The sequence below is a fragment of the Arthrobacter sp. P2b genome (genome assembly GCF_900168295.1).
Lineage (GTDB): Bacteria > Actinomycetota > Actinomycetes > Actinomycetales > Micrococcaceae > Arthrobacter.
The window spans coordinates 70671-90493 of record NZ_FVZL01000013.1; the positions used below are offsets into that span (position 1 = coordinate 70671).

17 protein-coding genes and 1 pseudogene are annotated in these 19823 nt (G+C 60.0%); 6 read left to right on the forward strand and 12 right to left on the reverse strand.

The genetic code is table 11. From position 1 onward, the window contains the following. Positions 1-11 precede the first annotated feature (11 nt). The 8 genes from B5520_RS16880 to B5520_RS16915 form a co-directional block, all read right to left on the reverse strand. Positions 12-1676, reverse strand: a complete 1665-nt coding sequence (locus B5520_RS16880; RefSeq protein WP_254865610.1) for a flavin-containing monooxygenase — start codon at positions 1674-1676, stop codon at positions 12-14. 78 nt (positions 1677-1754) lie between these two features. Then, the gene (locus B5520_RS16885) at positions 1755-2540 is read right to left on the reverse strand and encodes an SDR family NAD(P)-dependent oxidoreductase (RefSeq protein ID WP_217700332.1); all 786 of its coding nucleotides are present in this window, start codon (positions 2538-2540) and stop codon (positions 1755-1757) included. Continuing rightward, positions 2537-3754, reverse strand: coding sequence for an NAD(P)/FAD-dependent oxidoreductase (locus tag B5520_RS16890; protein WP_176156897.1), 1218 nt, complete (start codon positions 3752-3754; stop codon positions 2537-2539). The genes B5520_RS16885 and B5520_RS16890 overlap by 4 nt, the downstream gene beginning before the upstream one ends. 66 nt (positions 3755-3820) lie before the next feature. Beyond that, positions 3821-4009, reverse strand: coding sequence for a ferredoxin (locus B5520_RS16895; RefSeq protein WP_079598240.1), 189 nt, complete (start codon positions 4007-4009; stop codon positions 3821-3823). 55 nt (positions 4010-4064) lie between these two features. After that, positions 4065-5291, reverse strand: coding sequence for a cytochrome P450 (locus tag B5520_RS16900; RefSeq protein WP_176156898.1), 1227 nt, complete (start codon positions 5289-5291; stop codon positions 4065-4067). Positions 5292-5347: 56 nt separating this feature from the next. After that, a complete protein-coding gene (locus tag B5520_RS16905; RefSeq protein WP_176156899.1) occupies positions 5348-6451 on the reverse strand; it encodes an NAD(P)-dependent oxidoreductase in 1104 nt (367 codons plus the stop codon). Next, complete coding sequence (locus tag B5520_RS16910) at positions 6448-7227, reverse strand: HpcH/HpaI aldolase family protein (RefSeq protein WP_079598243.1); 780 nt, start codon at positions 7225-7227, stop codon at positions 6448-6450. Before B5520_RS16910 ends, B5520_RS16905 begins: the two co-directional genes overlap by 4 nt. A 201-nt stretch (positions 7228-7428) precedes the next feature. Beyond that, positions 7429-8055 (reverse strand): TetR/AcrR family transcriptional regulator, encoded by a 627-nt coding sequence (locus tag B5520_RS16915; RefSeq protein WP_176156900.1) that lies wholly within the window; start codon positions 8053-8055, stop codon positions 7429-7431. 261 nt (positions 8056-8316) lie between these two features. Here B5520_RS16915 and B5520_RS16920 point away from each other — a divergent pair, with 261 nt between their 5' ends. The 5 genes and pseudogenes from B5520_RS16920 to B5520_RS23075 all read left to right on the forward strand — a co-directional run. Next, positions 8317-9318 carry a phosphotriesterase family protein gene (locus B5520_RS16920; RefSeq protein WP_079598245.1) on the forward strand — a complete coding sequence of 334 codons (1002 nt, stop codon included), beginning with the start codon at positions 8317-8319 and terminating at the stop codon, positions 9316-9318. A gap of 92 nt (positions 9319-9410) precedes the next feature. Further along, a complete protein-coding gene (locus B5520_RS22930; protein WP_217700333.1) occupies positions 9411-10025 on the forward strand; it encodes an MFS transporter in 615 nt (204 codons plus the stop codon). Then, positions 10026-10292 (forward strand): hypothetical protein, encoded by a 267-nt coding sequence (locus B5520_RS22935; protein ID WP_217700334.1) that lies wholly within the window; start codon positions 10026-10028, stop codon positions 10290-10292. Beyond that, positions 10289-10654 (forward strand): hypothetical protein, encoded by a 366-nt coding sequence (locus B5520_RS22940; protein WP_217700335.1) that lies wholly within the window; start codon positions 10289-10291, stop codon positions 10652-10654. The genes B5520_RS22935 and B5520_RS22940 overlap by 4 nt, the downstream gene beginning before the upstream one ends. 1139 nt (positions 10655-11793) lie before the next feature. Then, positions 11794-11892: pseudogene (locus B5520_RS23075) on the forward strand (transposase); the annotation flags it as partial. Positions 11893-12374: 482 nt separating this feature from the next. Here the strand turns inward: B5520_RS23075 and pntB are convergent. The 4 genes from pntB to B5520_RS16945 all read right to left on the reverse strand — a co-directional run bounded on the left by pntB (position 12375) and on the right by B5520_RS16945 (position 17478). Continuing rightward, positions 12375-13778 carry a Re/Si-specific NAD(P)(+) transhydrogenase subunit beta gene (gene pntB, locus B5520_RS16935; RefSeq protein WP_079598265.1) on the reverse strand — a complete coding sequence of 468 codons (1404 nt, stop codon included), beginning with the start codon at positions 13776-13778 and terminating at the stop codon, positions 12375-12377. A gap of 71 nt (positions 13779-13849) precedes the next feature. Beyond that, positions 13850-15403, reverse strand: coding sequence for a Re/Si-specific NAD(P)(+) transhydrogenase subunit alpha (locus tag B5520_RS16940; RefSeq protein ID WP_079598266.1), 1554 nt, complete (start codon positions 15401-15403; stop codon positions 13850-13852). 209 nt (positions 15404-15612) lie between these two features. Further along, the gene (locus tag B5520_RS23270; RefSeq protein ID WP_176156901.1) at positions 15613-15735 is read right to left on the reverse strand and encodes a hypothetical protein; all 123 of its coding nucleotides are present in this window, start codon (positions 15733-15735) and stop codon (positions 15613-15615) included. A gap of 339 nt (positions 15736-16074) precedes the next feature. Next, a complete protein-coding gene (locus B5520_RS16945) occupies positions 16075-17478 on the reverse strand; it encodes a flavin-containing monooxygenase (RefSeq protein ID WP_079598246.1) in 1404 nt (467 codons plus the stop codon). 882 nt (positions 17479-18360) lie between these two features. Here B5520_RS16945 and B5520_RS16950 point away from each other — a divergent pair. Continuing rightward, a complete protein-coding gene (locus B5520_RS16950; RefSeq protein WP_079598247.1) occupies positions 18361-19749 on the forward strand; it encodes an MFS transporter in 1389 nt (462 codons plus the stop codon). The last annotated feature ends 74 nt before the right edge of the window (positions 19750-19823 follow it).

Here is a 19823-nt window from a genome sequence, read left to right on the forward strand (position 1 = left end):
GTCGACAGCAGTTAGATTCCTGCCGATGAGGAGTTCGAGATTGACTCCGCTGGACGGCGCCCTCCGAGCAGGAATCCTTCGTAGCCTTCCTGGGCTATGCGGGTAATTCGGTTCCAGTAGTTACCAACGCCGCCAAGATATGGCATGAACACAACGGGCTTCCCAGGAACGTTTGCCCCGTAGAACCATGTGGCCTTGAAGTCCCTATAGAGAGTTCCGTTTGCGACTTCGTTGACGTGTTCGATCCAGCCTGCCTCTGCTTCGAAGTCTGCTTCGATGCTGGTCAGCCCGTTCGATTCGAGATACTCGATAGCGTCTGCGATCCATTCCACATGCTGCTCGATTGAGGTGACCATGTTGCTGAAGACTGACGGGCTGCCCGGGCCAGCAATGATGAACATGTTCGGGAACCCATTGACCGTCAGGCCGAGGTAAGTGCGGGGTCCTGCCGCCCAGTAATCCCTCAGCTCGCGTCCGTCGCGGCCTACCGGGTTAAGCCGGTTGAGTGCCCCGGTCATCGCGTCAAAACCAGTGGCAAAGCACAACACATCGAGGTCATAATCGGCGGTGGAGGTTCGCACTCCCGTCGGTATGACGCGTTCAATTGGGGATTCCTTCACGTCCACCAGGGTGACGTTCTCCCTGTTGAATGTTTCGTAGTAGCCAGTGCCTGAGCAGAGTCGCTTGGTGCCGAGGGGCATCTCGCGAGGTGAAAGTTCTTCTGCTGTTTTGGGATCGGCAACGATGCTGCGGATTTTGCTGCGTACGTACTCCGAGGCCTCGTTGTTCACATCCTTATCAGTCAGGATGTCCTTGAATGCCCTCATCATGTACAGCCCGCCCAGTTGCCACCGGTTCTCAAATTCGGCTTGGCGCTCTTCGGCTGTGACGTCCTTGCCGGACTTTGGATTGGCCACCTGGTTGTGACCGAAACCGGACTGGCGCGCGAACTGCCGACGCTCTGGGTAGGTCGCTTTCCATTCCTGTTCGACATCCGGATCCATCGGACGGTTCTGGGCTGGCATGCAGAAGTTAGCGGTCCGCTGAAAAACAATCAACTCATCTGCTTGTTCCGCAAGAAGTGGAATCATCTGGGTGCCGGAGGACCCGGTTCCTATGACGCCCACCCTCTTGCCACGCACGTCTACCCCATCGTTGGGCCAGTCGCCGGAGTGGTACCACTCCCCCGTGAAGTCTTCCAGCCCGGTGGTTGACGGCACCTGGGGAACCGAGAGCACCCCGGTAGCCATTACCGCATACTTCGCCTGATAAACCTGGCCTGAATCCGTCGTAAGGGTCCAGGCATTGTCGTCCTCTGCGAAGACGGCGGAGACAACCTTTGTATCCAGTTGGATGTGCTCACGCAATTCAAACCGGTCTGCTACATGGTTTACGTACCGCAGGATCTCGGGCTGGGATGCGTACCGTTCGGTCCACTTCCACTCCTGCTGCAGGTCATTATCGAAGGAGTACGAGTAGTCCAGGGACTCGATGTCACAACGCGCCCCTGGATAGCGGTTATGGAACCAGGTTCCGCCTATTCCGCTTCCTGCCTCCAAAACTTTGACTTTTAGTCCTTGCTGGCGCAGTTTGTAGAGCGCGTATATTCCCGCTAGGCCGGCTCCGACTACCACAGCGTCGTAGCCCCTTGATGTTTCGATTTCAAAATTTTGCACGTTAGCTCCTCGTTGAGATTTTTTGATGCAGGGCGAAGGGCTGCCGGCAGCACCGACCCGGGCGTTGCCCTTCTGGACCTACGCGGCGGTGTATCCGCCGTCTGCGTTTATGACAGAGCCTGTGAGACTGGACGAACGGTCACTGGCGAGAAACCGGACAACCTCCGCAATTTCATCTGGTTGGAGGAGCCGGCCAATGGGCATTTTTCCCAGCATCTGGGCCCGAGTTGTTGCCGGTAGCTCAGCAAGCAGCGGAGTACTGACGTATCCCGGCGAGACGCAGTTGAAGCGGATGTTTTGTTGGGCGTAGGTCAGCGCTGCAGACCGTGTGAAGTTAACGACCGCGGCTTTGGCAGCGGAGTAGGCAGTGCTATTGGCCTGCCCGACGTGCGCCAGAATCGACGCCATGTTGATGATCGAACCACCGCCGCTTTGAAGCATTTTTGCAACGGCGTGCTTGTTGCAGAGGACGACGCCTGTCAGGTTTATGTCGAGGACGCGCTGCCAAGTGGTGAGATCCAGTTCGTGTACTGGCCCCTTCTGTTCCGGGACTCCTGCGTTGGCGACCAGCACGTCCAGTCTTCCGAACTTTTCCATGGTGTCATCCATCAACCGGGCGACCGATTGCTCGTCTGTAACGTCAGTGCGAATGAAATCCACAACTGCACCGTCCTGGGCGAAGGACTCCACGACGGATGCACCGTCCGATGACAAGTCTCCAATGACGACCGCAGCCCCGTCTCTGGCGAGTAGTCGGGCAACGGCGGCACCGATTCCAGATGCGCCTCCCGTCACCACAACGGTTTTTCCTGCCAACGTCATTTCAGCTTCTTTCGCCAGGTCTTTTGCGCGGACAGTAGTCATACCGACGCCGGCTGCGGGGCTTGATCCAACTCGGCTAAAGCGTCTGCCCACAACAAGCGATCCTGTATCCGCTTGCGGTAGGCCAGCACCTTCCGCGTCTGGTTTGATCCGAAGACGGCGCTGACGTGGCGGTCCTTGCGGTACAGCGCTATGAAGCGCTCATCGTGTTCTGTGCCCTGAACCAGTCGGACTTCGTCGTGACCAGCTGGTGATCCCACGATTTGGAACTTTCGGTCGTATTGGTCCGACCACACCCACGGGACTGGTTCATAGGCCAAAATCTTCTCGTCGTCACTCCCGGCGAGCAGGCGCCGGGCTGCGTGCTCGCCTTGCCGGATGGCGTTGTCCCAGTGCTCCACTCGCCGAAATTCTCCCGAGAGCTGATTCGGCCATCTGGCGACGTCTCCGGCTGCGACCACGTCGGGGGCGGCAAGACAGGAAGCGTCACAGACAACACCGTTGTCCATTTTCAGCCCTGACCCTACGAGCCAATCTGTTGAGGGCACCACTCCGATGGCCAGGACGACTATGTCAGCTTCAATCGTGGAGCCGTCGAGCATACGAATACCACGGACTTCGGTTTCACCGATCAGCTCCTCCACACCCAAGCCTAGGAGCAAGTTGACGCCGTTGTTGCGGTGCAGGGCAGCGAGGCCTGAGCCGATCACGTCACCAAGAACGGCGCCCATGGGGGTGGGCCCCGCCTCAATTACGCTTACCTCAAGGCCCAGCGACCGGCAGGATGCGGCGAGTTCTGCGCCGATAAATCCGCCGCCTACGATGACGACCCTCGGGGTACCCTCCGTCAGTGTATGACGGAGTTCCTCTGCTTCAGCCAGCGTCCGAAGCGTAAACACCCCGCGCAGCTTGGAACCGGGCATTTGCCGTGGACGGGCACCGGTTGCAATTACGAGACCATCGAAGGTCAAAGACTCGCCTGAGTCCAGTGCAACCCTTTTGCCTGCAAGGTCTAATGCCGTTGCGGTTACACCAAGCCTCCACTCAGCCGAGAGCTCTTCGTCTGGTGACTCAAGAGAGATCTCGCTGGCCGTCAACTTACCGGTGATGATCTGCTTGGACAGGGGAGGACGGTCATAGGGCCTGATTTGCTCGTCGCCGATGACGGTGATACTCCCGGAAAACCCTTCCGCCCTGAGCTCCCGCACGGCGCTCAGGCCAGCGAGTGATGCTCCCACAACAACAATATTTTCCATTGCCATTTTCTGCTTTACCTATCTTGTGCATGCCTGCGGTGCCCCAAAACTGCGGAGGCGACCTAGTTAGACGATCTTGAGCGCCCGTTTGGGGCATGCCCGGATAGCTGCTTCCAGGGGTTTCCTTTGGGATTCCGGCGGGGTTTCGTCGAGCACGATGAGGTTGTCGTCATCGTCCAGGTCGAACACGGCGGGCGCTTCAATGGCGCACACTCCGTTGCCTTCGCACATCCCCCAATTAACGTGAATTTCCATGTGATTTTCCTTTCTACAAGCGGGAGTTCCGGCCGGTTGCCGGCCGGAGTTATTGCTAGACGCGCACGGTCAGGTGTGAATAGCCCCACTGAAAACTCGACGGGGGGCGCACTGCAGATTCCTCGTCGATGATGTAGTCAGGGCAGCGCGTGATGAATTCCTCCAGCAGGACGCGTCCTTCCAGCCGGGCTACGTGGGAGCCGATGCAGAATTTCATGCCCTGCCCGAAAGCGATATGGCGACTGGCATTCCGGTCCCAGATGAACTCAGACGCGTTGTCGAATTCGCGCTCGTCCAGGTTGGCCGACATGTTTAGCGGCATGACACGCTGGCCCACCTGAATTCTGTGGCCGCCGATGGTCACGGGTTTGGCTGCCGTCCGAAGGAACCACTGTGCCGGGGCACAGTACCGGAGCATCTCTTCGAAAGCAGTTTTCAGATTCTCCGGGTCATTTCCGACTGCGAGCCGCTGCTCGGGATGGCGCTGCAGCTCCAGGAGCCCATGGGCAACGACTTTGGGAACAGTTTCGCTTCCGCCGATGAGCATGATGACCAGCTGGCTGGCGATTTCTTCGTCAGAGAGAAAGCGGCCGTTGTAGTCGTAGTTGATCAGGGAATCCACCCCGGGAACGGCACCATCGGCACCGGCCGCACGCCGGGTCAAAACGGTCTTCAACGCCAGACGATTAATGCGTTCCATGCCTTCGGGCTTGAACGCACCTGTTACCGGATCCTTTTTTGTATAGGAATTCACGGCATCCAGCAGCTCGGAAGCGTCGCTGAGGGGCAGGCCGAGGATCAGGCACATGGTGCGGGCAGCGACCTGGCCGCCGTAATCGATGGTGAGGTCAAATCCACCTTTTGGAACCAACTCGTCGAGCAGCTGCCGCGCCTGTTCCCGGATGAACGGTTCAAGACGCAGGGCCGCACGAGGCCGAAGCTGGTTACCCACGGCCTGGCGGATAGAGCTATATAGCGGGTCGTTCAGGCGGGGAAACTTGTCCAGAGGCTCCAGCTGGGGCTGTTTTACGGTTCCGGGGGGGTTGTGGGCGGTCAGGACCTCAAGTCCGACAACGGTTCCTTCGGTGCTGATAAAGTTGCCGTCAGGATCCGCGAGGACGTCGTAGACGTCCTCAAACCTGGAGACGACCCATGTGTCGTACTTGGGCATGTAGTGAACAGGATGCTTGTCGCGGAGTGTCTGGTAGTACGGCAGAGGGTTCTCGATGACGCTTGCATCGAAGGGATCAAACTCGAATTCGGTTTCGGTTGTTGCAGTCATGGCTGACCTCTTATCTGGCATGGAGTGGCGGTTCGAACACGCGGTGAAGGCAGGTCCTAGACAGCTCCGGCCGAGACCTTTGTGCTCCGGTTGATGAAATATGCTTCGAGCGCTTCCGGGTTTACAACACTGCCAGGAGGCGTTCCCTGCAATATCTGGACGGCGAGAGTCGCGGCAGTCACTGCGGATTGCTCGAGCATTTCCGGGGACGCGCCCCCGATATGCGGGGTGAGGATGACATTGGGCAAGCTGAACAGTGGATGGCCATCCGGCAACGGCTCGGGTTCTGTCACGTCGAGTCCGGCTCCGCCGATTTGCCCCTCTGCCACGGCAACGGCAAGGGCATCGGCGTCGACTGTTCCGCCGCGTGCGGTATTGATGAGGCACGCGTGGGGCAGCATCAGTTCCAGCTGCTTCGGGCCGATGAGATTCTTTGTCTCGTCATTTAGTGGTGTGTGCAGTGAAATGTGGTCGGAGCTGCCCAGCAGAGCGTCAAGGGTTACCGAGCGGGCAATACCGAGTTCCGCAGCGACGGACTCATCCATGAACGGGTCGTATGCTCGCACGCGCATCCCGAAGGCTTGGGCGAGGCGTGCTACTTCGCGGCCGATGTGCCCGCATCCTATGAGCCCAAGGGTTTTTCCCCCGAGCACGCTCAGCGGTGGGTGTGCAGCTTTCAGTTCCTGACGGGATGACCACTGTCCTGTCAGGTGGGCCTGGCGATCCGCCACAGCTATCTTATGGCTCAGCGACAGCATGAGGCCGATCGCATGTTCAGCCACCCCGGTTGCGTTACCACCGGGAGCGTTGACCACGAGAATGCCCCGCTGGGTTGCTGCCGGAACATCGATCAGGTCGAATCCTGCCGCGCCGATATAGACGACCTCGAGGTTGGGCGCCCGGTCCAGGACTGCGGCCGTCACCGGAATATGGCCGCCGATACCCAATGCCTGAAGGGCGGAAGCCGTTTCCAGATGCCTGCCAAAGGCAGCCTCGATTGCCGCCGCTATCTGGCTATCCCGGTCGGGGGCTTCTTGAATTTGGACGGCTTGGGCTGCCGTCAGCCCGTAATTCAGCTCAAACCCCGCGTTAGTGAAAAGCTGATCCGCCGCAGGGCTGTTCGATGTCGTGGGGATGAGTACTTGCCGCTTCGAGTTCACGCGACCTGTCCTTCCATGAGTGCGGACTGCTGAGAGCGGAGCCGGCCCGCCAATGCAAGGCGCGCTGTTGCCCCCTGCTGGACGAAAGTGGAGTCTGAACCGAGACTCAGAAAGCTGACTCCCCGCTCGAGCAAGGCCCGGGCATGCTCCTCACCGGCGGCGACCGAGCCCACTGGAATATTTCGCTTGCTTGCTACGGCAACGATCCGCTCAACCGCCGCTAGAACCTGCGAATCGCGTGGCACTTCCCCGGGAGAAATACCCATTAGAAGGCCGAGGTCAAACGGCCCTATGAAGAGGGCGTCGACACCGTCAACTGCCGTGATCTCCTCGAGGTTATCCAGAGCCTCCAGAGTCTCGATCATCGGCATGAACATCACGCGCCTATTTGCTTGTTCCACACCACCGGCGCCGGGCCGGACCGGGCCGTAGGACCTCGTCCCATCCGGGGCGTAGCGGCAGGCCGCCGCGGCCTCTGCAGTCTGCTGCATGGTGCTGATCATTGGCACAATCACTCCGTCCGCCCCCATGTCCAGAGACCTCATGATCAGATACGGTTCCGGCGAGATAACCCGCGAGATGACGGGAGTGCCGGCAGCGCCGGCAGCCTGGAACAGCTGCAGCATTCTTGAGGAGGACACCTCCCCGTGCTGGGAGTCCACTACGAGGAAGTCGTAGCCGGACCGGCCCATGTGCTCGGCGCCAAGGGCGGATTCCAGCATGATCCAGCCACCGAACGCGGGGCTGGCACTTAGCCTGTCAAGAAATGGGTTCATAGCAGAGGCCTTCCTGGTGATCCGGAATCGGAGTCAGATCACTCGGTGTGAGATGCAGATCATATTTGCAAGTAATCTCAGCATTGACAACGGCCATTGTCAATAGTGCGTGCACATTCCTAAGGCGGCGGTTAGCCAACGACTCTTAGGAAAGTAGGCAGGCAGCACAAAAACTGGGTGACGCTGGGGGCGAGGGGCGTCTTAGGAACGGACGGCGGCGACAGCCTTAAAGACCTCGAGGGTATGTTGGATGAATCGCTCCCTGGAGATATCCAGGGAGCCGGAGATCCATGCCAGGAAGAGCCTTGTCTGAGACCCCATCAGGGCCCTGGCGTTCAGCTCCAGGCCGAGGGCATCTATGGGCTCGTCGCTGAGGCCCTTCAGCAGGCTGATAAAGAGACCCCGGTTACGGTCGAGCTTCCGCCGCAGTTGGGACGCGAGAGTGCCCGCCACCTCAGTTTCCATAAGGAAGACCCGGGCCCGTCTGGGGTCGCTGGTGAGGTAGTCGGTAAATGAGCGGATTGCGGCCTCGGCAGCCTGATAACCCGACCCGGCCTCCACCATGGCTGCCTGCATGGCCTGGTAGGCACCATCGATTACCGCATCATAGGTTTCCCCCACCAGCTCGTCGAGGGACTTGAAACTCTCGTAAAAATAGCGTTCGGTAAGGCCTGCCTCCCGACAGATGGCCCTGACACCCAAGGAGCTGACGCCGTTGGCGCCAAGCAGGTTTAGTGCCGCCTCCAGCAGGAGTACCCTTCGGGCAGCTTGGCGCTCCCCGGCCGTCTTGCCCCGCCAATTTGAACCTACCGTCTGTTGGGTCGTCACAATACGATCCTCTCATCTTTGACGGAGTACCCCCCGCTTCCGCCCTGCGCGCAGCATCTTTGTCCGCATGGTTGACAACAGTCGTTGTCATTGCGGAGAATGCTTATGTGTGATGGGCACAACAGTAGAGATACTAGAGACTCGCTGCCTTCAAACATACCCGCACACATTTAGTCGGCTAATCGTTGCATGCCGCTTCTTTAGCGCGAGCTTGCATCTGCATACCGGATTTCCGGCCACCCACAGAAAGGCACATACACCATGGGAGACGTCCAGACGGTCCTAGGCCCGGTCAGCCCCGACAAGCTCGGAGCGACTCTCGCCCATGAGCATGTCTTCAGCGTGACTCCTGAGATTCAACGGGATTTCCCCGCCCTCAGCTGGCAGGGGACTAGAGAAGACGCGATCAGATACGCTGCAGAGAAACTTGCAGAAGTGGCCCGTCGCGGCATCGGGACCATCATCGACTGCACGACCATCGACCACGGCCGTGACCTCCCCGCCCTTATCGAGGTCAACAGGCAGGTGCCGATCAACATCGTGGCTGCAACGGGGCTCTACACGCACGACAAGCTACCGTTTTTCTACAAATTCAGGCCGGAGCGCACCGCCGGGGGCGTTCCGCGCAAGGATGTCATCCTCGAGATGTTCCTTCAGGACATTACCGAAGGAATTCAGGGCACCGGGGCCAAAGCCGGCATTATAAAGGTCACCACTGACGCCGAGGGCGCCACGCCCAACATCGAGCGCATTCTTCGTTCAGCAGCCCGGGCACACCGCGAGACGGGAGTGCCGATCACCACGCACACAAACGCAGCTTATGAGACCGGCCTGGCCCAGTTGGAGATTTTCCGTTCGGAGGGGGTCGATCCGCAGCGCGTGGTTATCGGCCATTCAGGCGATAGCAGCGATTTCGACTACCTGCGGCGAATCCTTGACACCGGGGCCTTCATCGGGGCCGACCGCTTCGGTTATTACCGCCCGGGCCAGCCCGGCATTGACGCCAAGGTCAAGACAGTGGTCGAACTCTGCCGTGAAGGCTACGCCGATCAAATTCTTCTGGCGCACGACTCTGTCGTCTACGCCGACTGGTGGGAACTCTTCCCCCCCACATGGGAGGATTTGCCTGCTGAATGGGTTCCAACCCACATCTCCGACACCATCATTCCGGCCTTCCAAGCCAACGGCCTCACGAATGAGCAGATCGACACCATGATGGTGAAAAATCCGGCGCGGTTGCTGGGAAACAACGACGCTTACTAACCCCAAGACTGCCGACCGCATATTTTTCAAGAAGAAACGATGAAGTTTCCAGCACATCCTGGCCCTGGCCTTCAAAACTCCTCACGCAGCCGATGGCTCTACGTCGCCACCGGTTTATAACGCTTGTCTTCGGCACCACCACAGTGAACGTACTGTTCAACGTTCTCGGCGCGGCCATGGTCAAAGAACTCGGCTGGGAGAGGAGCATCCTTTCCAATGGACTGTCGATCCAGATTGGCCTGGCCGGAATCAGCGTCATCATCCTAGGTTTCCTGACGGATAGATGGGGCCCTAGGATTCCGGCCGCTCTTATGGCCCTGATCTTCGGACTCGGCATCCTCGCGCTCGGCACACTACAAGACACGGAAGTCGCTTTCTACCTCATCTGTGCCCTGATCGGATTCGCTTCAGGATCGGCGAATCCAGTCGTCCACGCTGGAGTCCTCAGCGCCTGGTTCTCGGACAAGCGGGGAATTGCACTGGGAATCCTGATGGCGGGCTTGGGCACCTGTGGATTCGTCATGCCGTTTCTGGCCAACTCCCTCCTCAGCATTGGTGGATGGCGCCTGTCCTTCATCATCATCGGGTTGCTGTGTGTCATCATTCCTGGTTCCGTCTACGCGTTCGTTACGCGAATGCCTGCCGCGCACGACGCAGAGCGAGTGAAGGCACGGCAGGAAGGCCGGACCGCTGCTGAAAGCCTCTGAGTGATCGCCCGCAAATACAGCCAATTCTGGTTGCTTTCCATCGCCATTCTCTTGGTGTCGTCTTCCGCGTTCGGGCTCCTGTCACAGGTTGTGGCCATGTCCACAGATAAGGGGATTGACCAGGCAACGGCCGTCACCATCCTGTCTACGTTGAGCTTGTCCTCCATTGGTGCCCGCCTGCTTGTTGGTTACTTTCTTGACCGCTTGTACGCCCCGGCTGTGGGTATCGTCATCTTCGCGTTGCTGGGGTGGGCGCTTTTCTCATGATCACTTCCATCAATGTCGGCACGCTCATGGTGAGTGCCGTCCTGATCGGGCTAGGGCTCGGTGCTGAAGGTGATGTCGCCGCCTACATGGCCAGTCGCTACTTCCCCCAGCACTCGTATGGACGGGTTCTTGGATTCATCTATTTCCGATACGCCCAGGGATCTGCTGTCCGGATCTTCATCCTCGGTCAGCTTCATCAGGCCTTCGGTACCTCTGCGGCAGCTCTGATTCCCCTCCTGGGGATGATCGCTATAAGCATCGTCTGCCTACTGTTCATGGGCCCTTACCGGTTCACCCTCAAATACGGCCAGGTCCAACAGTTCGACGCGCAGCAGGACAATGCGCCACACGTTGCGCGATAGCGGTCACGCTAGTTAATTGACTCGGGCGCTCGACATCTTGGTCGCACCAGATTCTTTGCCTTTCAGATGGGTAAACAAACTGGCTCAGCAGTAGTTTCGTTACTCCAATTGCCCGGGGCAGTCGGTGACCATGACCGGCCCACGATGTCATCCGGACGTTGTGGTCTTCGGCTGAAACTCTGGAAGCGCTTGGTCAGCATGGACTGTTGTTCGCCTACCGATCCGCTTTGGGCAGGAATCGGTTGCCCGACCCCTCCTCGGCAACTCCCAGCGCCCACGGCAACGAACCGGTCCGCTTGAATGAGCGGGCATCATGCAGGGCTACCACTGCACCTGCTGCGGCACGGAAACTTAACACTACGGCCAGGACACCTGCCCGGCTGCTCACTTCGGGACGACCTAACCGTGCTGCTGCGCGTGAATGAAGCAGCCGCCAGTTCTGAAACGGTAGCGGTGAAACTCCTTACGGCCCTCTGTGGAGCCCAACGCCCCGAAAGCATCCTGGCCTGGTTGCGCAAGGACGGGGTCCGCGATCTGCTAGCGCGGCTGGCTGCCGGCGAGATCCCCTCAACCACACGGCACTGGACAGGGATCCAAACAGCCCGAGGTTGAACACATCCCCAGCCTGCTCTCCGCCACAAGCTACTCCCAGACCGCGGTTACTACCTCGCTCTCTTTCAGCGGCGGCTCACCAGCAAGATGAACGACATCGAAGACCCAGACATTCGACGACCTGTGAGTCCTTCGACCGCTGGCACCGCCTTCGGCATCCGGACCCTCTCCACAGACGGGAAACCTACCGGGGGCACGTGCACAGCGCCAAGCAAGAAATCACCGAAGCCATCAAATTCCTGACTTGGCTACGGCTCACCACGAACGGACCGTCGCCGCTGTCTCCAGGGCGACGTCGAAGCATGGCTGGCCGACGGCCCGACCACCAGGCACGCCATCTGAACCTTCTTCGTCTGGGCGATCAAGCACCGGACCTGCCCAACATCAGCTGCCGGATCCCAGTCATCGCTCCGGCACTGCTGGGGATCGTCTTGTGGGTCCTGGACGGCGGCGAAGATCCTGGGAGACACCGCCGGCGTTACGCGGTTCCGCTCGAGGACGCATGCGCACGCCATAACGGCACTGCCCCGCTGCCAGCGTGGTCTTCGAACAAGGCCCGGCACCGACTCTCCCGAACCGGGAATAGACAGCTGAACGCGGCGCTGCACCGGATCGCGCTGACCCATGCACGCCCGGCGCGCGGGAACTCCTAGCCCGCCGTAAGCAGGCGGGACGGCGGCATGGAAGCACTGCGATCCTCAACGCCGACTATCCGACGTTGTATACCGGGTCATGATCGACGACCCCAAGACCTCCGCAGCCAGCACGCTTATCCTCGCCGTTAAAGGAGCTAGAGACATTCCCTCTCCAGATGGCCCCTACAACAACTCGTGCCGGTGGTGGAGGAGAAACTCGTGCCGGTAATGGAGTCCGACCCACGGAGATGAACAGATGTCATCGATGTGGAGGCTCAGTCTGCTACGTGGTGTCTTTTCTGGGAGTATGATCTGGTTTTCTGCGTCGATTCGGTTCTCGTCTTGGTCCCGGCTGTCCGGAGAATCTGTTCGTCTGGGCATTGCCTTACCTCTTAGCAGACGTTGGGGCTGGCTGATTGCCGACCAGGAGGATTGAGTGGTTTTAGCGTTCCGGTTCCGTCGGGTGGTCTCGGTTAGAAGGCGCGGAGGATGTCTTCGACGCGTTGTTTGGCGTCGCCAAAGAGCATTTGTGAGTTGTCGCGGTAGAACAGGGGGTTTTGGACGCCTGCGTAGCCGGCGGCCATGGAGCGTTTGAAGACGATGACGTTTTCGGCTTCCCAGACTTTGAGGACTGGCATGCCCGCGATGGGGCTGCCGGGGTCTTCGGCGGCGGCGGGGTTGACGGTGTCGTTCGCGCCGATGACCAGGACCACTGAGGTGTCGCCGAGGTCGTCGTTGATTTCGTCCATTTCCAGGACAATGTCGTACGGGACTTTGGCTTCGGCGAGGAGGACGTTCATGTGCCCGGGAAGGCGCCCTGCGACCGGGTGGATGCCGAACCGGACGTTCACACCCTTCTCACGGAGCTGGTGGGCCAGTTCAGCGACGGGGTACTGGGCCTGCGCGACGGCCATGCCGTAGCCGGGGGTGATCACAACGGACGAGGCATTGGTCAGCATTTCCGCGGTGGCTTCGGCGGTGATTTCGCGGTGCTCGCCCTGATCCGTGTCCCCTTTGCTGGCGGGGGCGGCGATGCCGAAGCCGCCGGCGATCACGGAGATAAAGGACCGGTTCATGGCCTTGCACATGATGTACGACAGGTACGCGCCGGAGGAACCCACCAGGGCACCGGTGATGATGAGCAGCTCGTTGTTGAGCAGGAAGCCCGCCGCGGCGGCGGCCCAACCGGAGTAGCTGTTGAGCATGGACACCACCACGGGCATGTCGCCGCCGCCGATAGAGGCCACCAGGTGCCAGCCCAGACCCAGGGCCAGGACGGTGACGACGACCAGGAGCCAAAGCTGGGAGTCGTTGACGTACCAGACGGTCAGGGCAATGAACGCGGCCAGCGCCCCGAGGTTGATCCCGTTCTTGCCCGGCAGCATCAGGGGTGAGGACTTCATCCGTGCCGAGAGTTTAAGGAACGCCACGATCGAGCCGGTGAAGGTCACCGCGCCGATGAACACGCCGATGAACACCTCAGCGTGGTGGATCGCCATCAGCTCCGAAGACAACGAGGGAGCTTCGAGGTGTCCGTTCCACCCCACGAGCACGGCGGCGAGACCCACGAAGCTGTGCAGCAGGGCAATCAGCTCGGGCATGCCTGTCATTTCGACCACCCGGGCGCGCCAGAGCCCGATCGCACCCCCGACCACTACCGCCGCCACGAGCAGGACCAGGCCGGTCAGGCCGGCGCCGGCACCCCAGGCGCCCTGCAGAGTGAGCCAGATCGTGGCGGCGAGGGCGATGACCATGCCGGTGATGCCGTAGATGACCCCTGCTCGGGCTTTCTCGTGCTTGCTCAGCCCGGCGAGGCTGAGGATAAACAACAGGGCCGCGACGATATAGGCCGCCCCCGCAATGGAGTCGGCGGTCAACGGACCGGAGACGGTGTCAGTCACGGTAGAGCTCCTCGTAATCGTTGCTGCTGCTGCGTGCATGGCGGCGCTCATGAACGTGCCTTCCCGGCCGAGAACATCGCGAGCATGCGACGGGTGACAGCGAAGCCGCCGAAAATATTGATGCTGGCCAGCAGCACCGCGACGGCGGCGAGCACCTGCATGACGATGTTCTCGGAGGTCACCTGGAGCAGGGCCCCGACGACGATGATTCCGGAGATCGCGTTCGTGACGGACATCAACGGGGTGTGCAGGGCGTGGTGGACTTTCCCGATCACGTAGAAGCCGACCACGACCGAGAGCATCAGGACCGTGAAGTGCTGCGGCAGCGGCGCCGGGGCAACCGCGTTGACCAGGAACAGCGCGGCGATGCCCGCGGCGAACAGCCCGGCCTTACCGGCGGCGCTGAGGCCCTGTTTCTTCTTCGGCGCAGGACTTTCCGCAACCTCAGGCTGGGTCTTGGCCGCGGGTGCGGCCGAAACCTGGACCGGTGGCGGCGGCCAGGTCTTCTCACCCTCGCGCACCACCGTCACCGAACGCTGCACCACGTCATCAAAGTCGATCCGAAGCTGACCGTCCTTGTCCGGGGTCAGGAGCTTGAGCAGGTTCACCAGGTTCGTCCCGTACAGCTGGGAGGCCTGGGCCGGGAGGCGCGCCGGAAGATCCGTGTAACCCAGGATCACCACCCCGTTATCGGTCACGATCCGTTCCCCGGCGACGGAGCCTTCGACGTTGCCGCCCTGCCCAGCGGCCATGTCAACAATCACGCTGCCCGGCTTCATGGACGCCACGTCCTCGGCGGTGAGGAGCTTCGGAGCGGGACGGCCCGGGATCAGGGCTGTGGTGATGATGATGTCCACATCCGCTGCCTGCTCGGAGTAGATTTCCGCGGCCCGAGCGTTATACGCCTCGGACGTCGCCTTTGCGTATCCGTCGGAGGACTTCATCTCTTCGGCGACCTCGACCTTAAGATAGGTCCCGCCAATGGATTTCACCTGGTCGGCGACCTCTGGTCGTGGGTCCGTCGCGCGGACAATCGCGCCCAGGCTGGACGCGGCACCGATCGCAGCCAATCCGGCGACGCCCGCGCCCGCGACCAGGACCTTGGCCGGCGGGACCTTGCCCGCCGCGGTGACCTGTCCGGTGAAGAACCGGCCGAACTCGTGCGCTGCCTCGATCACCGCACGGTACCCGGCGATGTTCGCCATGGAACTGAGCACATCCATCGACTGGGCCCGCGAGATCCGCGGCACCGCATCCAACGCCAGCGCCGTGATCGGACGCGCGGCCAACGCTTCCACCAGCTCCGGCCGCAAGCCCGGACTCAACGACCCGATCAGCGTCGCCCCCACGGCCAGCCGGCCGAGCTCATCCTCAGTGGGCGGATTAACCCGCAGCACCACCTCGCTGCCCCAAGCCTCATCGGCACCCACAATCAGGGCACCCGCTTCGGCATAAGCCTCATCACGGAACGACGCGGACTCACCCGCGCCCTTCTCAACCACAACCTCGTAGCCCAACCCCAACAACTGCTTCACCGTGGTGGGCGTCGCCGCCACCCGGCTCTCGCGACCCAACTCGGCCACGACGCCAATACGTGTCACGTTCACTCTCTCTTTCATCCAACCGAATCACTCGCCGAGAAAACCCCCCGCCCGAGCGGCACACATCAATCCAGTTCCTCAAGCCAGTCAGCAAGCAATCCAGCATTTTGTCATTTCAGATTCAGACCTTGCAGGTGTATCTATGCCCCTTAGGAGCTGGCCATCTAGACTAGGACTGCGCTGTCTGCCAAGGTGTCGCCTCGCCGACTTCACGCTCTTCGGTGATGTCCTCGAGTGATGGGCCGCATGATCCTGCCAGAGCGGGTCTTAGGCAACTCGGGAACAACCAGGATTTGGCCCGGTTTCGCAAGTGGACCGTCCTCCTTGCCCACCTGGTTGCGCAGGATGACGACGGCCCTGGGTCGTTGATGGTATTAGCGTGCAGCAGCACCACGAACGCGCTGACGGCTTCACCAGTCGTCGAGTTAGCGGCACTGCCGATGGAGGCTTCAGCTGCCGAGGATGGCATGCCAAGCAATTTCTGCCGTGGAGAGCCTGCCAAATAACGTTCAAGACGTCGTCGACCCCGGTGTCGAGCAACCAGATGTTGCCGTCGTCCTCATATTTTGGCGCCGTCTTCGGAAGTGGCCCTCGACTTGATGAGACCACACCAACGTAAACCTACGCGCTCGGCGCTTGATGGTTGACGCAACCTTATGCAACGCAGGGTGCTAATGAACGTCCGCAAGGGCGGGATGCATTGGGTAGAAATCGAGATCGCCCTGCTCCGGGACCTCGATATCAAACTCGTCCCGAAGCTCCGCGAATGTTTTCCGCAGAGCCTGGATGTCGTAATGATTTATATTGCGATGTACCTTCCGCAAAGGGAGGTCACCCTTGAGGTTCGGTCGGTATTCCTCGCGAATCTTAGCCGCACGCTCCGCGCCTTCTCCGGTAAGTTCCGCGACAATGTCGGCGACCGCGACCTGAAACAATTGGTCCCAGGTTACGTATGTGTTGGCCCCGAAATGTACGAGCCCACAGGCGTATAGCCCATGCACCACTCGTGACATGGAACCAACGTGGAAGTATGGCTGGTCTTCGACCCAATCCACGAGCTCGGGAGTCAGCCACGGGATCGACAGCGTGAAACCTGTCGCCATGACAATGATGTCCACCGCCTCTCGCGTGCCGTCGACAAACACGACATCATTACCGTCGAGGCGTTCGATGTCCGGCCGGATCGAAAGCCATCCGTGCGCAAGGTAGTGGGCGATCTGGTCATTAACTGTGGAATGGCTCGCCCCGAACGGCTCGTCAGGAATGGGAAGTCCCATCCTCTCGTAGTCACCGAAAGTCCTGACAATCCATGCACGCCGTTCGGCCAGGTCCTCGGGCACTTGGACGCCGAGCTCAGCCGGCACCTGTATCGTCCCATCAAGTACGCTTTGAAATGGGAGTCCGAAGACGCGCTTCGGCAGGATCCAGTAGCCACGGCGCAGAGAGAGCGCTGCACTGGCTCCGACGGAGGCTGCGTCGCAAGCGATGTCCACACCACTGTTACCGCCTCCGACAACGACAACTCGCCGACCAGAGAACGTTCCGTGGCTCTTGTACTCACTGCTGTGGATGATTTCCCCGGTGAATGTCTCGGCGCCCGGAAGCGTAGGCATGTAGGCTGTGTGCTGCTGTCCGCAGGCCCAAATCACACCCCGATACTCACGCTCCTCCCCCGTGGCAAACCGGACCCGCCAGCCATCTCGGCCCGATGGCGAGATCGGTGCAGCAGAAGTCACTTCAAGCCCGCATTCAACGCGGCCAGTGAGATCATAGGCGTCTGCGAACATCCTTACGTAATCACGAATTTGATCCCACCGCGGATAGTCGGGGTAAGTGTCGGGCAAGGGAAAACCGATGAAACCGCTATGCTTCTTGTCCGAAATAAAATTGCACGATTCGTAAACGGGACTGTCGGCGTGACTAATTTCCCATACGCCGCCGATTGTAGGATTCCGATCCACGATGTCCACTTCGATGCCACGGCGCAAGAGCGCCCGAGCCGCGATGAGGCCTGACGGGCCGGCGCCGACGACACAATATCGCTCGGAAACGTTCCGCTGATTGTTCCTAGACATAGGTCACTCCTTGTCGATTGTGTTGATGGTGGGCTATAGGCCCCGTAGGCTTGAGACTCGACTCAGGACAGACTCCCTGATCCAGCGGCCTGGCGCCCTGCCTGCTGTTCTCGGCATGCGGATGCTCCCCGCCGCTACTGATTGGGTGCGGCGTGCACGTCAACCTCTTGCTGTTTACTTGATCCCGGCAAACCGTCTCGCACTTTCGCCGCGTGGCGTTGGTGATGCCAGGATTACACGTTCTGGCAGCAATCACTGCCATCGCATATCCAAATAGACGGCGTCCGATTTCGCCTTGTACTTGAAAATCTTCAAATGTATCCCGAAAAGGGGCCAAGATGGTTTCGCCATTTCTCCAGCCTCTCTGCTGTAGACGGCTACCGCCAGCGAACGAGACGCCGAACTTCGTCCCGCCTGACGCGTAGTGCCACACGGATGGCGTCAGCTGGGATACAGCCGAACGCTTCCGCCTGTTGCTGCCTTGGCTAACAAATACAACATGGAAAACGTCCGTTGTCAATGTCCTACAGTTTGTAACACTCCCGCAGCTGCAGCACGAGGAACTGGCCGCCAGCGAGATATCTGCCGGCCGAACTTTCGCCTATACGAGAGCCTTGACAACCCGCATTGTCAGTGTTGGAATAGCCGTGCACGTGATCCACGCAACACCAAAGTCGCGTAAGACGAGCCGGCTAAAGGAAGCTCGACGATGTTCTTCCCCAAAGCTTCGTAGTTTCAGGCCTCTACAGAGTTCATGAGAATACGTAGCTGCCAAACATTACGGCGTCGGCTTCGCTGCTCGGCTTTAGGTGGGCACAAGTTTGCCGCTCCCGTTCATCCCGCATCCCGCCGACTACTCGTCGGCCCTGCAGAAGAGAACTTATGTCGAATCCTCAAAACTTTACCGTTGCCAGCGAACTCGTCGGCAGACGGACTATCAGCCAAGTTATCGACTCCATGCCACGGGTCGGCCTTTCCAAAGGGGCGGGGCTCGCGCTATTCTGCGCGTACTTCTTCTCGAATTATGAGGTCACCGTCTTTTCCCTCGTCATTCCGGGCCTTCGTTCCGGTCTGGGCATGGTTGCTGCAGACTTCGCCTGGCCTGTGGTGTGGAACCTTGTGGGCTACGCGGTAGGCGCCTATGCCTTCGGATACCTCGCCGACAAGTTTGGGCGCCAGTTGGGATTGCGCCTTACCTTCATCACGCTTGGCATCGGAGGCTTGCTCAGCGGCTTCTCGTGGAATGTTGAGTCGTTCTCCTTCTTCCGCTTCCTCGCCGGCTGCGGAATGGGCGCAGTCCTAGCAATCTGTTCGGCCTACATCGGAGAAGTGGCACCGGCGAATCAACGAGGACGCTATCTGGCCCGGATCTTCCTCTTCCAGGCTCCGTTGCTGCTCGTCGCCGGGCTCGTGTCGTTGCCTATATTGGCCGCCATGCCAGGGTCCGCATGGCGCTATCTTCTGGCCTTCGGCGGATTGGTCCTTTTGGTCGTCCCCTTGATCAACAAAAACCATCTCATCGAGTCCCCTCGCTGGCTAGAAGAAAAGGGACGCCACAGTGAAGCCCGCAGCGCGGCCTCCCACTTGTATGTGGGCGCTGGCGGCGAAGAACTCTCCCCTGACGCTGAATACCTCCAGGAAACCAAGGAGAAGTCTCTGACGGGCCCGCTCCGAACCCTAATCAACTCCGGATTACTCCCCCGATTGTGGCTCGTACTCTCGTTCTGGTTCATCTTCTATATCGGCATGTACGGCTTCTATAGCTACCAGACGCTCATTCTGGAAGGTCTGGGAATCACGACGAGTAATGCGCTCTTCATCACTGTTTTGGGCCGAATCATGCCGATCGTCAGCGCGATCGGGGTCTTCGCGATAATCGAGAGGTTCGAGCGCCGCAACATCGTCATCACCGGTGTGATGATTTTTGCCCTCTCCGTCCTGCTGATGGTCCTTGGCTGGGGTGAATGGACAGCAACCGTTGGTTCGCTGGGCACCACTCTCGGCATCGCCATAATGGTCACGCCCGCCTATACGTATACGGCCGAGGTGTTTCCCACGAGCGTGCGGGGCACCGCAGCGTCAATCTGTGACGGAATCGGACACCTAGGGGGCGCCGTGGCCCCGCTCGTCGTCATTCCGGTCCTCGCGTCGTACGGCGCGGTCGCCGCGTGCTGGGCGATCATAGTTTGCCTGGTAGTCTCTGCGGCCATCCTCCTGATGGGCGTCAAAACGAAGAATCGTTCACTCGAAGAGATCGCCGCCGACATTTAGATACGGTTGTCAAGAGGAATGGACAAGCGGCTCCTGGCTTTGGTTCCGGGGGCCGCTCATCCTAGGGAGGCCGG